Source organism: Kocuria sp. CCUG 69068 (assembly GCF_020833785.1).
In the GTDB taxonomy this organism is placed as follows: Bacteria; Actinomycetota; Actinomycetes; order Actinomycetales; family Micrococcaceae; genus Kocuria; species Kocuria rosea.
In genome coordinates this window covers 1-14,285 of sequence record NZ_PDDL01000090.1, presented here as the reverse complement: position 1 = coordinate 14,285, position 14,285 = coordinate 1, and the positions used below count along the sequence as shown (strand labels likewise).

General features: G+C 72.7%; 13 protein-coding genes. 9 read left to right on the top strand and 4 right to left on the bottom strand.

What is annotated here, in order from left to right; all coding sequences use genetic code 11:
• Both CRM73_RS14715 and CRM73_RS14710 read left to right on the top strand, forming a co-directional pair.
• A partial coding sequence (locus CRM73_RS14715) for an integrase core domain-containing protein (protein ID WP_229588247.1) occupies positions 1-131 on the top strand: 131 nt, incomplete at its 5' end.
• A gap of 31 nt (positions 132-162) precedes the next feature.
• Complete coding sequence (locus CRM73_RS14710; protein WP_229588243.1) at positions 163-1,671, top strand: MFS transporter; 1,509 nt, start codon at positions 163-165, stop codon at positions 1,669-1,671.
• Positions 1,672-1,770: 99 nt separating this feature from the next.
• On the opposite strand, the gene CRM73_RS14705 is transcribed toward CRM73_RS14710, so the two are convergent.
• Complete coding sequence (locus CRM73_RS14705; RefSeq protein WP_017834619.1) at positions 1,771-2,751, bottom strand: patatin-like phospholipase family protein; 981 nt, start codon at positions 2,749-2,751, stop codon at positions 1,771-1,773.
• Between the two features lie 428 nt (positions 2,752-3,179).
• On the opposite strand from CRM73_RS14705, the gene CRM73_RS14700 reads away from it, so the two are divergent.
• Both CRM73_RS14700 and katG read left to right on the top strand, forming a co-directional pair.
• Positions 3,180-4,205, top strand: a complete 1,026-nt coding sequence (locus CRM73_RS14700; protein WP_229588241.1) for a M12 family metallopeptidase — start codon at positions 3,180-3,182, stop codon at positions 4,203-4,205.
• Positions 4,206-4,310: 105 nt separating this feature from the next.
• Entirely contained in the window at positions 4,311-6,518 is a 2,208-nt protein-coding gene (gene katG, locus CRM73_RS14695; protein WP_229588239.1) for a catalase/peroxidase HPI, read from the top strand.
• On the opposite strand, the gene CRM73_RS14690 is transcribed toward katG, so the two are convergent.
• Together CRM73_RS14690 and CRM73_RS14685 are read right to left on the bottom strand one after the other, a co-directional pair.
• Complete coding sequence (locus CRM73_RS14690) at positions 6,487-7,989, bottom strand: FAD-dependent monooxygenase (RefSeq protein ID WP_229588237.1); 1,503 nt, start codon at positions 7,987-7,989, stop codon at positions 6,487-6,489. The two genes, katG and CRM73_RS14690, sit on opposite strands and share 32 nt — an antisense overlap.
• A 132-nt stretch (positions 7,990-8,121) precedes the next feature.
• Entirely contained in the window at positions 8,122-8,826 is a 705-nt protein-coding gene (locus CRM73_RS14685; protein ID WP_255662924.1) for an IclR family transcriptional regulator, read from the bottom strand.
• 14 nt (positions 8,827-8,840) lie between these two features.
• On the opposite strand from CRM73_RS14685, the gene CRM73_RS14680 reads away from it, so the two are divergent.
• The 4 genes from CRM73_RS14680 to CRM73_RS14665 all read left to right on the top strand — a co-directional run bounded on the left by CRM73_RS14680 (position 8,841) and on the right by CRM73_RS14665 (position 13,122).
• The gene (locus CRM73_RS14680) at positions 8,841-9,869 is read left to right on the top strand and encodes a flavin-dependent oxidoreductase (RefSeq protein ID WP_370658544.1); all 1,029 of its coding nucleotides are present in this window, start codon (positions 8,841-8,843) and stop codon (positions 9,867-9,869) included.
• A 91-nt stretch (positions 9,870-9,960) separates the two neighbouring features.
• On the top strand, positions 9,961-10,929 hold the full coding sequence (locus tag CRM73_RS14675; protein WP_229588233.1) for an ABC transporter substrate-binding protein: 969 nt from the start codon (positions 9,961-9,963) through the stop codon (positions 10,927-10,929).
• A gap of 65 nt (positions 10,930-10,994) precedes the next feature.
• Positions 10,995-11,609, top strand: coding sequence for a class I SAM-dependent methyltransferase (locus CRM73_RS14670; RefSeq protein ID WP_229588231.1), 615 nt, complete (start codon positions 10,995-10,997; stop codon positions 11,607-11,609).
• Between the two features lie 49 nt (positions 11,610-11,658).
• Complete coding sequence (locus CRM73_RS14665; protein ID WP_031283640.1) at positions 11,659-13,122, top strand: YdiU family protein; 1,464 nt, start codon at positions 11,659-11,661, stop codon at positions 13,120-13,122.
• Between the two features lie 15 nt (positions 13,123-13,137).
• On the opposite strand, the gene CRM73_RS14660 is transcribed toward CRM73_RS14665, so the two are convergent.
• Positions 13,138-13,890, bottom strand: coding sequence for a hypothetical protein (locus CRM73_RS14660; RefSeq protein WP_229588229.1), 753 nt, complete (start codon positions 13,888-13,890; stop codon positions 13,138-13,140).
• A 166-nt stretch (positions 13,891-14,056) separates the two neighbouring features.
• On the opposite strand from CRM73_RS14660, the gene CRM73_RS14655 reads away from it, so the two are divergent.
• A complete protein-coding gene (locus CRM73_RS14655) occupies positions 14,057-14,269 on the top strand; it encodes a hypothetical protein (protein WP_035929114.1) in 213 nt (70 codons plus the stop codon).
• Positions 14,270-14,285 lie beyond the last annotated feature (16 nt).

Below are 14,285 nucleotides of genomic sequence, written 5' to 3'. Positions count from 1 at the left end.
CCTCCACGGCAGAGCGCGACGATGCCCTACCGGGCTGGCTGCACTTCTACAATCATCATCGAGCCCACTCCGCACTTGGAGGCCAGCCACCGGTCACCCGCCTGACCAACCTCCCTGGACATCACAGTTAGCCTGTCCGCGCCCGTCACTAGACTGAGCCGCATGAACGAGCAGGAACCGGGCCGGTCCCGGGCCGCCTCGGCAGCCGCAGGCCGTGCGGCGCTTCCCGCGGACGCGACCGCCACGTCCGCTCCCATCGACGCCGCCGAGGGGCCGGGGCTGATCGATCCCGAGGCCGTGGACATCCCGGTGCGCAGCCCGGCGCAGCGGTCCCGCACCTTCGCCGGGATCCTGGTGAACACCGCCCTCGCCAACATCACGACCAGCTACCTCTGGTTCGCCCTGACGTTCTGGGTGTATCTGGAGACGCGCAACGTGATCGCCACCGGGGTGGTCGGCGGCGCCTACATGCTGCTCATCGCGCTCTCCAGCATCAGCTTCGGCACCTTCGTGGACCGCTACCGCAAGCTCGCCGTGATGCGCTTCGCCGCAGCCTTCACCCTGGTGATGTTCATGCTGGCGGGCGTCCTGTTCCTCTTCGCCCCGGCGGCCTCGATGGCGGACCTGACCCGCCCGTGGATCTGGGTCTTCGCCCTGGTCGTCCTGATCGGGGCGGTGGTGGAGAACATGCGCAACATCGCCCTGTCCACCACGGTCACGATCCTCATCGAGCCGGACCGGCGCGCCAACGCCAACGGCCTGGTGGGCATGGTGCAGGGCCTGATGTTCATCGTGACCTCGGTGCTCTCCGGGCTGTCGGTCGGACTGCTGGGCATGGGCTGGACGGTCGTGGTCGCCGTGGCGCTCACGGCCGTGGCCTTCGGGCACCTGTTGACGCTGCGCATGCCCGAGGAGGTGCGCGCCGCGGCCACGGACGCCCACGGCAGCTTCGACCTGCGGGGGGCGTTCGCCGCTGTGCTGGCCGTGTCCGGGCTGTTCGCGCTGATCCTGTTCTCGACGTTCAACAACTTCATCGGCGGCGTCTACATGGCCTTGATGGACCCGTACGGTCTGGAGATGTTTCCCGTGGAGATCTGGGGCGCGGTCTTCGCGCTCGGCGCCACCGGCTTCATCGTGGGCGGGGCGCTGATCGGCAAGTTCGGGCTGGGGTCCAATCCGCTGCGCACCATGTTGTTCGCGGTGATGGCGATGGGCGTGCTCGGCGCGGGGTTCACCGTACGGGAGTGGGCCTGGCTGTACGTCCTGGGCATCTGGCTCTACATGGCGCTCTTCCCCTTCGTGGAGGCGGCGGAACAGACGGTCATCCAGCGGGTCGTGCCGCTGGAGCGGCAGGGCCGTGTCTTCGGCTTCGCCATGGCGTTCGAGTCCGCGGCGGCGCCGGTCACCGCGTTCCTCATCGCACCGATCGCCCAGTTCTGGATCATCCCGTACGCGCGGTCCGCGGAGGGCGGCGCCCAGCTGGCCCCGCTGCTCGGCGAGGGCACCTCGCGCGGCATCGCCCTGGTGTTCCTGGTGGCCGGCATCGTCATGATCGCCGCCGCGCTGCTGGCCTTCCTGACCCCGGTCTACCGCCGGGTCTCGGCGTCGTACGCCCAGGTCGCGGCGGAGGACGCCGCGGACGGCGTCACCGCCTCCCGGTCCTCCGCATGAACGAGTCCCACCGCCGGCCCGGTGAGCCCGGGCTTCCGGCCGGGGGGCGGGACGGGGCCGGCACTCCGGCTCGACCGGATCGGCAGGCCCGGGCACGCCTCAGCGATGGGCGGCGATGTAGGCGTCGAAGTCCCACGGCGGTCGGGTGGGCGAGCCGTCGAGGAACTTCTCGGCGGCCGCCCGGCCGCTGCGGTAGAGGAAGTCCCGGTCCTCGTCGGTGAGGTTGAAGTCGGTGGCGCGGATGGTGCCGGTGTCGACGAAGATCGTGCGGGCCTGGGCGTCGGGGGACTCGATGTGCATCTGGTCGTAGAAGCCGGTCATGGTCTTGAGCATCGCCCGGCTCATGCTCACCGGCCCCTTGATCGGGTACCCCGTGCCCTGGACCGCGTCCGGATGGGCCGAGAGCTTGATGCCCAGCGTGGGCCACCGCGGAACGGTGCCCGGCGGGGCGTCGAAGGCGGCGATCGGGAAGTTGGAGAGCATCCCGCCGTCGACCAGCCAGGCTTTCTTCCCGTCGGCGGTGTCCCAGCGGACGGGCCGGTAGAAGAACGGGATGGACATCGAGGCCCGGACCGCCTCGACCACGTGCTGGGCGCCCCGGTCACGGCCGAAGTCGTCGTAGTCCCAGGGCAGGTAGCGCAGCCGGCCCCTGCTGATGTCCGAGGCGGTGACCACCAGCCGGTAGGACCGCTCCGGGGCGGGGGGCCGTTCCTCGTCGGTGTAGGGCAGGTCGGCGAAGGTCCGCACCCCGTACTCGTCGAGCTGGGACTGCAACCAGGATCGGAGGTGCTCGCCGAGGTAGATGCCGTTGCGGGCGAGGATCCCGGCGGCCTTGCCCGCGGTGTAGCGCGTGAGGCGGGAGCCGTCGCGGAAGTCCGGGTACTGGACGGAGCCGATGATGTCCACCAGCTTGCTCGCCGGGGCGCCGGCGGCGACCAGGGCCCCGACGATCGCTCCGGCGGAGGTGCCGGCGACCCGTTTGAAGCGGTAGCCGTGCTCCTCGAGGACCTCGATGGCTCCCACCAGGGCGATGCCCTTGACGCCCCCGCCCTCCAGCACCAGGTCGGCATACCGTTCCATGCTGTCCACGCCCCTTCGGCAGGTTCGATCCCCGAGGTCAGTACAGCAAATGCCGTGCGGGCACGGAACGGCTGCCCGATATCGGGCCCCGTGTGACGGGAAAGAATTCGTCGGACAACAATCAGCGATCGCGGAAATTCCCTGGTATTTCCGTCAGCACATCGAAACACGCTCTGACCTGGGCACGAACCCGTGCACCGGAATTCTTCATCTCGGCGTCACATGGTCACAGCCGCAGCACGGGAACGTCCGTCTCCTTTGACGTGCGACCCACCCGTGATTATGTCGAGGCACATCACTCCGCCGGTATTCTCCGTACGCCGCAGAGAAGCGCTGGAGAACGGTTGCCGGGGGTCCTCCTGCCACCCCGAACGGGACGTGCGGGATTCGAGATCACACGACAGGCGCTTGCCCAGGAGCCGAGAACGATGAATTCCTCAGTTCGTCCCTACTGTGCTGCCAAGCCGCGCATCGTGCGTCCCCTCCCGGAGGGGCTGGTGGGCATCAGACAGCGCCTCGTCCGGGTGATGGCCCAGAAGTGGGTCAACGGGACAGTGCTCCGCTACGCGTTCCGGGAGGGCCCCGAGCCTCAGCGCCAGGCGGTGCGCAGCGCGTTCCGGGAGTGGAAGGACCTGGAGATCGGCCTCGGGTTCCAGGAGGTGGACGAGCCGGGGGAGGCCGAGGTCCGGATCTCCTTCGACCAGGCCGACGGGTCGTGGTCCTATCTGGGCAGGGACGTCCTGACGATCGGCACCCAGGACGCGACCATGAACTTCGGCTGGGACCTGACCGACGAGTACGGGCGCACCACGGCGCTGCACGAGATCGGCCACACGATGGGCCTGCCCCACGAGCACCAGAACCCGTTCGCCGGGATCGTCTGGGACGAGGCGAAGGTCTACGCGTTCTTCGCCGGGGCACCGAACCACTGGTCCCCGGAGACCACGCACCACAACGTCCTGCGCAAACTGGGCCAGGACGAGGTGGAGGGCTCGACCTGGGACCCCGACTCGGTGATGCAGTACTCCTTCCCCGGAGGCCTCATCAAGGAGCCCGCCCGCTACCAGCCGGGCATCAGCCCTCCGGGCGGCCTGTCGGCCAAGGACCAGGACTGGGTGCGGAAGTTCTACCCGGTCCTGCCGCACGTGCTCCCGACGCTCGAGCCGTTCCGGTCCACGCCCCTGACCCTGGTCCCGGGGCAGCAGGCGGACTTCGAGATCACCCCCGCCCTGTCGCGGAAGCACCAGATCGCCACCTTCGGGACGGCGGACACCACCCTGGTGCTCTTCGAGGAGGTCGACGGAGAGCTGCGCTTCCTCGCCGGCGACGACGACAGCGGGGAGGACCGCAACTCCACCCTGTCGGCGAAGCTCTTCCGGAGGAGGCGGTACGTCGTCCGCGTCAGGCTCGCATGGGCAGGACAGTCCGGGGACACCGCCATCATGTGCTGGTAGCCGGGGCGGGACCGGCTCGGTTCCCTGAGCGGCGCCCCTCGGCCCAGCACCCCACCCGGCCACCGCCGGCCCCGGACCGGTACCGCCATCCTGGAAGGAAGACCCATGTCCCAGACGCCTGACGCTCCCGTGCACGGCAGCGAGAGCGAGAACCCGGCGATCGACGCGCCCACCCCCAAGACCGGTCAGCCGCGGACGGTCCAGGACTGGTGGCCCAACCAGCTGGACCTGAACGTCCTGCGGAAGCACTCGACCACGACCGACCCGCTGGGCCCCGGCTTCGACTACGCGAAGGAGTTCGCCACGCTCGACGTCGAGGAGCTCAAGCGCGACCTCGTCGAGCTCATGACCACCTCGCAGGCCTGGTGGCCCGCCGACTTCGGGCACTACGGAGGGCTGTTCATCCGGATGAGCTGGCACTCGGCCGGCACCTACCGGATCGCGGACGGCCGCGGGGGAGCCGGGGAGGGCGCCCAGCGGTTCGCCCCGCACAACAGCTGGCCGGACAACGCCAACCTGGACAAGGCCCGGCGCCTGCTGTGGCCGGTCAAGCAGAAGCACGGCCGGAAGATCTCGTGGGCCGACCTGCTGGTGCTCGCCGGGAACGTGGCGCTCGAGTCGATGGGCTTCCGGACGTTCGGCTTCGGTTTCGGGCGCGAGGACGTGTGGGAGCCCGAGGAGATGTTCTGGGGCCCGGAGGACACCTGGCTCGGCGACGAGCGCTACGCCGGCGACCGCGAGCTCTCGGGCCCGCTGGCCGCGGTCCAGATGGGGCTGATCTACGTCAACCCCGAGGGCCCCGGCGGCAACCCCGACCCGCTCGCGTCCGCCCGGGACATCCGCGACACGTTCGGCCGCATGGCGATGAACGACGAGGAGACGGTCGCGCTCATCGCCGGCGGGCACTCCTTCGGGAAGACCCACGGGGCCGGGCCCGCCGACCACGTGGGCCCCGAGCCCGAGGCGTGCCCGGTCACGGGGCAGGGCCTGGGCTGGAGGAGCAGCTACGGGACGGGCAAGGGGCCGGACACGATCACCAGCGGTCTGGAGGTGACCTGGACCAGCACCCCGACCCAGTGGGGCAACGGCTTCTTCGGCAACCTGTTCGGCCACGAGTGGGAGCTGACCGAGAGCCCCGCGGGGGCCCACCAGTGGGTCGCCGAGGACGCGACCGAGACCGTCCCGGACGCCTTCGACCCGGGGCGGAAGCACCGGCCGACGATGCTGACGACCGACCTCGCGCTCCGGGCGGACCCGGTGTACGAGAAGATCTCGCGGCGGTTCCACGAGCACCCGGACGAGTTCGCCGAGGCGTTCGCCAAGGCCTGGTACAAGCTGCTGCACCGCGACATGGGCCCGGTCACGCGCTTCCTGGGGCCGTGGGTCCCGGAGCCGCAGCTGTGGCAGGACCCGGTCCCGGCGGTCGACCACGAGCTGGTCGGGGACGACGACGTCGCCGCCCTGAAGGAGACCCTCCTCGGCTCGGGAATGACCGTGGCGCAGCTGGCCTCCACCGCGTGGGCCTCCGCGGCGAGCTTCCGGGGCACCGACAACCGGGGCGGGGCCAACGGCGCCCGCATCCGGCTCGAGCCGCAGCGCGGCTGGGAGGTGAACGAGCCGGAGCGGCTGGCCGAGGTGCTGCGCGTCCTCGAGCAGGTCCGGGAGGACTTCAACGGCGGTCGGTCCGACGGCACGAGGATCTCGCTGGCCGACCTGATCGTGCTCGGCGGCTGCGCGGCCGTCGAGCGCGCGGCCCGGAACGCCGGTCACCCGGTCCAGGTCCCGTTCCGGCCCGGGCGCACGGACGCCGCGCAGGAGCAGACCGACGTCGAGTCCTTCGCCGTGCTCGAGCCGCAGGCCGACGGCTTCCGGAACTTCGTGCAGTCCGACGTGCGGCTCTCGCCCGAGACGCTGCTGCTCGACCGCGCGTACATGCTCAACCTCACCGCCCCCGAGATGACGGTCCTGGTCGGCGGCTTGCGGAGCCTGGGGACGAACCACGGGCAGTCGGAGCACGGCGTCCTCACCGACCGGAAGGAGGCGCTGACCAACGACTTCTTCGTCAATCTCCTCACCGCCGGCACGCAGTGGAGGGTGTCCGAGGATTCGCAGGAGGTCTTCGAGGTCCGTGATCTCGCCACGGACGAGCTCAGGTGGACTGCCACCGCCGCCGATCTGGTCTTCGGCTCGCACTCCCAGCTGCGGGCGATCTCGGAGGTCTACGCGAGCGACGACGCGCAGGAGAAGTTCGTGCGCGACTTCGTCGCCGCGTGGGTCAAGGTCATGGAGCTCGACCGGTTCGATCTGCGCTGACGGCACGGGGCCCCGCCGGCGGACCGCACCAGGTGGTGAGCGCGGCCTCGAGCCCTGACGTGTCGCCCTCGCCCACCCAGGCCACGTGCCCGTCCGGCCGGACGAGCACCGCGGTGGGCGGGGTGACCGGCCCGAGCACCGGGAGCTCCCAGCGGCCGTGGTGCGCGGCGGTGACCAGTCGCACGCGGTCCGCCCAGGGCCCGATGTCGACACTGCCGGGCGTGCCGAGCTCGAGCAGCACCGGCCGTGCCGCGTGCAGGAGGGCGAAGACCCGCGCCGGGCCGCCGGCCGTGCGGAGGTCGAGATCAGGCATGCGCCGCCCGAGCAACGGGTGTCCCGCGCCGAGGTCGTAGTGGATGTCCAGGCCGGACATCGTCGCCGCGTACCGCCGGCGCGGCTCGTCCATGGCCAGGAGCTCTGCGACCGTCTCGCCCACGGCCCGGACGCGGTCGTCGGGGCGGCGCAGCGCGACCTGCGCCATGGTGAGGCGCAGCACGCGGGCGGCCACCGGGTGGCGTTCGGCGTGGTAGCTGTCCAGGAGGTCCTCCGGTGAGGTCCCTCCGACGACCTGGGCCAGCTTCCAGCCCAGGTTCACCGCGTCCTGAACCCCGGTGTTGAGGCCCTGCCCACCGTCCGGGGCGTGCACGTGCGCGGCGTCGCCGGCCAGCAGGACGCGCCCGTTCCGGTAGGACGCCGCCTGCCGGGTCGTGTCGGTGAACCGCGTGATCCAGGTGGGGCTGTGCACCCCGTAGTCCGTCCCGTACACCGCGACGAGCGCCGCGCGGAGATCGCGCAGGGTGGGCTCGCGGCCGGGCCCCACATGGCGCTCGGTCACCATGACCCCCGCCGGCCCTCCGTCCTGGGGCGGGCGGAAGGCGTGCTTGCCGACGGCGTCCTGGTGGATGCCCCACTCCGGCTCCTCGGCCAGCTCCACCTCGGCGAGCAGACTGCTCGTCGTCGGGTCCCACCCGGGGAACCCGATGCCCGCCGCCTTCCGGATCCGGCTCCGCCCTCCGTCGCACCCGACGACGTACTGCGCCCGCAGCGGCCGGCCGTCGGCCGGCTCGACGTCGACGCCCGTGCCGTCCTGGGCCACGCCCGTCACCTCGTGCCCGTAGCGGACCGGCACCCCCAGCTCGCCGATCCAGTCGGCCAGGAGCCGCTCGATGTGGTTCTGCCACAGCGCGAGACCGTAGGGGTGCCGGGTGGGGAAGTCGCTGAGGTCCAGGGGGGTGCCGGCGAACCCGGCGACCTGGGCGGTCGTGCCCTCGGTGAGGAACCGGTCGGCGACGCCGCGCTGGTCGAGGACCTCGATGGTCCGCGCGTGCAGCCCGCCGGCGCGGGAGCCGACGAGCTCCTGACCGGTCCTCCGCTCGAGGACGACGACGTCGACCCCCGCCAGTGCCAGCTCTCCCGCCAGCATCAGACCCGTCGGCCCGCCGCCGACGACCACCACCTCGTGCTCGTCCATCTGCTGCCCCTCCGTCCGCAGGTGCCGCTCCCGGCCCGAGCATTCTGCGGCGCGACCGGGGTCTTGCCGCAAGCCCCCCGGCGCGCTGTAGCCTGAAAACGGAGGGAAGAGGGCGGGCCCGGTCACCGCCGGTCAGAGCAGTCCGCCGATCTGGCCCGCCGTCTCCTGCAGCGCGGGCACGTGGCGCCGCAGACCCGAGAGGCCGCCCCGGTCGGCCGGGACGCTCACGGCCAGCGCCGCCAGGGCCCTGCCCGCGGCGTCGGTGACCGGCACGGCCGCCGCGTGCAGGCCGTCGAGGCTCTCGCCGAGATTGAGCGCGTAGCCGGACCGCCGGATGTCCGCCAGCTCCTCGCGCAGGACCCTGGGGCTCGTGGTGGTGCGCCCGGTCATGCGGGGGAGGCCGGCCTCGAGCAGGGCCTGAGCCGCCGCCGGGTCCGCCGCGGCCAGGAGGACCTTGCCGCCGGCCGTGGCGTGCACCGGGAGCAGGGCGCCGGTCCGTCCGCTGACCCGCACGGGACGGTCGCACTCCACGCTGTCGACGAACCGCACGCTCGGCCCCTCGAGGACCATGAGGTTCACGGTCTCCTCCAGGGCGGCGCAGAGCGTCTCCAGGAGCGGGTGCGCGACCTGGCGCAGCTCCGGGATGCCGGCGGAGGAGAGCGCGAACTCGAGCAGCTGCGGACCCGGCCGGTAGGCGCGGGAGTTGCGCTCCTGCTGGACGAAGCCCTCGTGGGCCAGGGTCATGAGGAGCCGGTGGGCCGTGGAGCGGGCCACGCCCAGCTCCGCGGCGGCGTCCGTGACCCGGAGGGCGTCGCGGTCGCGGAGCATCAGCAGCAACCGCAGGGCGTTCGATCGGGCAGTTCATCCACGCCGAGCCGGCGGGGCGTCACGCCGGGTACGACAGCCCGCAGTTCTCGATCCACCGCGGCGACCTGCAGCAGGTGCTCCTCGACGCCGTGCGCGAGCGCCTGGGCGACGACGCGGTGGTCACCGACCACCGGTGCGAGTCCGTGGACCAGGACGGCGCCGGCACCGTCGCCCGGTTCACCCGGACCAGCGACGGCGCCGAGCTGCCCGACGTCCGCGCGGAGGTCGTCGTCGCCTGTGACGGCGTCCACTCCGCGGTGCGCCGGCAGTTCTACCCGGACGAGGGCGAGCCGCGGTACTCCGGGGTCACCATGTGGCGCGGCACGACCGTGGCGCCGCCCTTCCTCACAGGCGCGAGCATGGCGCGGATCGGCTGGCTCGCCAGCGGCAAGATGGTGGTCTACCCCATCCACGACGTCGACGACGACGGCAACCAGCTCGTCAACTGGGTCGCCGAGCTCGAGGCCCCGCAGCGGGCCCGCCGCGACTGGACGCGGGAGGGCCGCCTGGAGGACTTCCTGGGCGTCTTCCAGGACTGGACGTTCGACTGGCTGGACGTCCCCGCGCTCATCACGGGCGCCGAGACCGTGCTCGAGTACCCGATGGTGGACCAGGACCCGCTCCCGCGCTGGACCTTCGGCCGGGTGACCCTGCTCGGTGACGCGGCCCACCCCATGGTGCCGCGCGGGTCCAACGGCGCCGGCCAGGCCGTCCTCGACGCGCACCGGCTCGCCGAGCTGCTGGCCGCCGGCACCGGCCCGCTGCAGGCGCTCGCCGACTACGAGGCCGAGCGGCTGCCCCGGACGTCGGCCGTGGTCCTGGCCAACCGGACGTCCCCGCCGGACACCATCATCCGCGAGGTGTGGGAGCGCACCGGGGACCGGCCCTTCGACCGGATCGAGGACGTCATCAGCGCGGAGGAGATCGCCGCGATCTCCCGGCGGTACCAGCAGGTCGCCGGCTACAGCCTCGACGAGCTCCGGGCCGCGGACGGCCCGGACCGGACCGGCTGAGCGCCCGTGCGCCCCGGACACCGGGCACGTCACCACCGCGATGCACCGCACGACCTCACGACCACACGACCACACGACGAAGGAGTCCACGATGAAGCGCATGCCACTCGTCAGCGCGGCGGCCGCAGCCCTGCTGCTGGCCGGATGCGGGGCCGGGGCCGAGTCCCCGGAGGCCGAGGGGCTGGACCCTGCCGCACCCGTCGCCGTCAACGTCGCCGAGACCGCCGGCGTCCCCTCCGCATACCTGAACTACGGCGTGCAGCAGGGCTTCTTCGAGGAGCAGGGCCTCGACGTCACCGTCGACGTCAGCGCCGGCGGGGCGGCGGCCGTGCCCGGACTGATGAGCGGCGGGCTGCAGCTGGCCGGCTCCAACACGGTCAGCGCCCTGCTGGCCGTGGAGAAGGGCCTGCCCATCACCATGGTGGCTCCGGGCACCTTCGGCTCCGAGACCGAGGGGGAGGACTTCTCGGCCGTGCTCGTTGCGGAGAACAGCGACATCCGCGAACCGGCGGACCTGGCCGGCAGCACCATCGCGGTCAACACCCTCGAGAACATCGGCGACGTCACCATCTCCGCCGCGCTGGAGGAGCACGGGGTGGATCCGGCCGGCGTCGAGTTCGTGGAGATCGGCTTCCCCGACATGATCCCCGCTCTCGAGCGGGGACAGATCGACGCCGCGTGGGAGATCGAGCCGTTCGTCACCATCGGCGCGGAGTCCGGGGCCCGGCCCGTCCTGTGGCCGTACGTGGAGGCCCGCCCCGGCCTGATGGTCGGGTCCTACCTGGCCACCCAGGAGTACCGCGAGCAGAACCCCGAGGTGATCGAGGCCTTCCGGAACGGACTGGAGGCTACCGCCGCGTCCGTGGCGGAGGACCCGGACGCGTTCCGCGCCGCGCTGCCCGACCTGGCCCGTGTGACGCCCGAGGTCGCCGGGTCCATGACCCTCCCGCAGTGGAAGTCCGAGATCGACGTCGAGTCCCTGGAGTTCATCGAGGAGCAGATGCGGGAGCACGGACTCATCAGCGAACCGGTCGACGTCGAGGCCGTCGTCGCGGACTGAACGAGCCGGCGCGCAGCGCAGCGCCGTCGCACGGGCACCCGACCGGCGGGCGGTACCCTGGCCGTGTGGTCGAGCAGAGCATGTGGATGCAGAAGGTGCGCGCGGATCCCGGGCACTCGTCGTGGTACGTCGAACGGTTCCGGGCCATGGCAGCCGCCGGTGAGGACGTCGTGGGGGAGGCGCGGCTGGTCGAGGCCATGGTCCCGCCCGGCTCCCGGATCCTCGACGCCGGGTGCGGTCCCGGCCGGCTGGGCGGCCACCTGCACCGCCGCGGGCACACCGTCGTCGGGATCGACGTCGACCCCGCGCTGGTCTCCGCCGCCCGGGAGGACCACCCGGGTCCCCGGTGGCTCGTAGGGGACCTGGCCGAGCTGGACCTGCCCGCCCGGGGCGTCCCGGAGCCCTTCGACGCCGTGGTGTGCGCCGGCAACGTGATGGCCTTCCTGGCCCCCAGCACGCGCCTCGAGGTGCTGCGCCGTCTCCGCCTCCACCTGGCCGCCGACGGCCGGGTGGCCTTGGGCTTCGGCGCCGGCCGCGGCTACCCGTTCGCGGAGTTCCTGCAGGACGCCGAGCGGGCCGGGCTCGTGCCCGATGTGCTGCTCTCCACCTGGGACCTGCGCCCGTTCCGGGAGGACAGCGACTTCCTCGTGGCCGTGCTGCGGACCGCCGAGCACTCCTGATCCCGCCGACCCCTCGGCGGCGACGGGTCCGCGGGGTAGCGTGGACATCGTGAGCACCGCAGCCCTGTCCACCGTCACCTTCGAGAGCCGCTTCGCCCAGGAGCTGGGGGAGCTGTCCGTGCCCTGGCGGGCCGACGACGTCGCCGAGCCCCGGCTGCTGGTGCTCAACGAGCCCCTCGCCGCCGACCTGGGGCTGGACCCGGAGTGGCTCAGTGGCCCGGAGGGCGCACGCCTGCTGGTCGGCAACCTCGTGCCGCCCGGGGCGACACCGGTGGCGCAGGCCTACTCCGGGCACCAGTTCGGCGCGTTCTCCCCGCGCCTCGGCGACGGGCGCGCCCTGCTGCTGGGCGAGATCGTGGACGCCGGCGGCCGCCGGCGGGACCTGCACCTCAAGGGCTCCGGGCGGACGCCGTTCGCGCGCGGCGGCGACGGTCTCGCGGCGATCGGGCCCATGCTGCGCGAGTACATCGTCAGCGAGGCGATGCACGCCCTGGGCGTCCCCACCACCCGGTCCCTGGCCGTGGTGGCCACCGGGCGGCAGGTGCGCCGCGAGACCCTGATGCCGGGGGCCGTGCTCGCCCGGGTGGCGAGCAGCCACCTGCGCGTGGGCACCTTCCAGTACGCCCGCGCCACGGGCGACCCCGACCTCCTGCGCCGGCTCGCCGACCACGCCATCAGCCGCCACCACCCCGGCGCCGCCGGCGCCGAGCACCCGTACCTCGCGCTCTTCGAGGCGGTCGTCGCCGCCCAGGCCTCGCTCGTGGCCCGGTGGATGCTCCTGGGGTTCGTGCACGGGGTGATGAACACCGACAACACGACCATCTCGGGGGAGACCATCGACTACGGGCCGTGCGCGTTCCTGGACGCCTTCGACCCGGCCGCGGTGTACAGCTCGATCGACCACGGCGGGCGCTACTCCTACCGGAACCAGCCGGTCGCCGCGCAGTGGAACCTCGCCCGGCTCGCCGAGGCCATGCTGCCGCTGCTGGACGAGGACCAGGACCGGGCGGTGTCCCTGGCGGAGGGGGCGCTCGGGGCGTTCGCGCCGCAGTACAGCGCGGCCTGGTCCGCGGGGATCCGCTCGAAGCTCGGCCTGCCCGAGGACCTCGACGACGAGGTCGCCTCGTTCCTGGTCGACGACCTGCTCGTGCTGCTCCAGCAGAACCGCGTCGACTGGACCTCGTTCTTCCGCGCCCTCGCCGGGACCGCCCGCACCGGCGCGACCGCCGCGCGCGACCTGGTCCTCGACCTGCCGGCCTTCGACGCCTGGGCCGAGCGCTGGCTCGCCGTGGGGCCGGACCCCGAGGCGATGGACCGCGTGAATCCCGTGCACATCCCCCGCAACCACCTCGTGGAGGAGGCCCTCGCCGCCGCCGTGGACGGCGACCTCGACCCGCTGGGACGGCTCCTGGAGGCGGTGACCGCCCCCTACGAGGAGCGTCCGGGCCTGGAGCGCTACGCCGCCGGCCCCCCGGAGGACTTCGGCGCCTACACGACCTACTGCGGGACCTGAGGCGCCGGCCCGAGGTCAGCCGCCGATGTACTCCCCGGTCACGCTGTCCACGGTGCCGTTCTCGATGCCCGTGCACTGGGCGGCGCCGGCCTCCGTCACCGGGTCGTAGTTGATGCAGAAGGCGTCGTAGTAGGGCACCCCGCTCCGCCACGCGGCCAGTGCCTCCTCGTAGCTGAACTTCGCCGGGAAGGGCACGGCCCCGACGTCCGTGCTGACCTGCACCTGGCAGGTCCCGGGGCCGCCCGGGGCGAAGGCGAGGAGCTGCCCGACGGTGTCGACGACGTCGATCCGGTCCTGGCCGGTGCTCATCGCGGCCTGGTAGGCCCGGCAGATCTCGACGGCCACGGCGCGGTCGTTCGTGTCCGCGGTGAGCCGGTGCATGAGACCGCCGCCCGGGGCCGCCTGCTGCTCGATCCCGGAGACGGTCCCGGCGTAGGGCTGCCCTTCGGGCGTCGTGGAGAACGCGGACCACGCGTCGGCGGGGACGGGCTCCGCGGGCGCGGCCCCGGGCTGCGCCGGCGACTCCGCGGCCGGCTCCTCGTCCGCGTCGTCGGGCTGCGCCGCGGGCTCCGTGGACTCCGGGGGCTCCGTGGGCTCGGGGGTCGACTCGGGGGTCGGCTCCGGCGTCGTCTCCGGGGCCGTGCCCGAGGGGGAGGGCGAGGTCCGGGCGGCGGGGGTGTCCTCCTGGACCGGGGGGTCACCGGCGCAGCCGGCCAGGGCGAGACCGGACGCGAGGAACAGACTGGTGACGACGGCCTTCGTGCTCATGGGGTGCCTCTGCTTCGCTGGGGGGCGGGGTTCCCACTGTAGGCGGGCCGGGCGGCGAACCGGGGTGGCCCGCCGGAGAGTTGCCCACCCAAGAGGGGTCAGACGGGGAGGGGCGGGCCGTGCCACGATGCGGAGGGCATGCCGCAGAACTGTGAAGGGGGCCGCTGTGCCGCACCAGATGACGCTGATGTTCCTCAACATCGCGCTGACCCTCGTCCTCGTCGTGTCGTGCTATCTGTACCTGGGCGGCGGGCGCTGGTGGTTCCCGTGCCTGTGGTTCGTCGGCATGGCCGCGGGGTCCCTGTGGGACGCGCTGCCGCACCGCCGCGCCGCGGAGTTCGCCCGCCGCGCCGGTGGTCGGACCGCCTGGCAGGGCTGAGCGCGGCCGCGCGTCC

What these genes read in the sequence shown, in the direction of transcription:
- CRM73_RS14675 (WP_229588233.1), top strand. Translation starts at nt 9,961, where the DNA reads ATGAAGCGCATGCCACTCGTCAGCGCGGCGGCCGCAGCCCTGCTGCTG.
- CRM73_RS14705 (WP_017834619.1), bottom strand. Translation starts at nt 2,751, where the DNA reads ATGGAACGGTATGCCGACCTGGTGCTGGAGGGCGGGGGCGTCAAGGGC.
- katG (WP_229588239.1), top strand. Translation starts at nt 4,311, where the DNA reads ATGTCCCAGACGCCTGACGCTCCCGTGCACGGCAGCGAGAGCGAGAAC.
- CRM73_RS14700 (WP_229588241.1), top strand. Translation starts at nt 3,180, where the DNA reads ATGAATTCCTCAGTTCGTCCCTACTGTGCTGCCAAGCCGCGCATCGTG.
- CRM73_RS14660 (WP_229588229.1), bottom strand. Translation starts at nt 13,890, where the DNA reads ATGAGCACGAAGGCCGTCGTCACCAGTCTGTTCCTCGCGTCCGGTCTC.
- CRM73_RS14710 (WP_229588243.1), top strand. Translation starts at nt 163, where the DNA reads ATGAACGAGCAGGAACCGGGCCGGTCCCGGGCCGCCTCGGCAGCCGCA.
- CRM73_RS14690 (WP_229588237.1), bottom strand. Translation starts at nt 7,989, where the DNA reads ATGGACGAGCACGAGGTGGTGGTCGTCGGCGGCGGGCCGACGGGTCTG.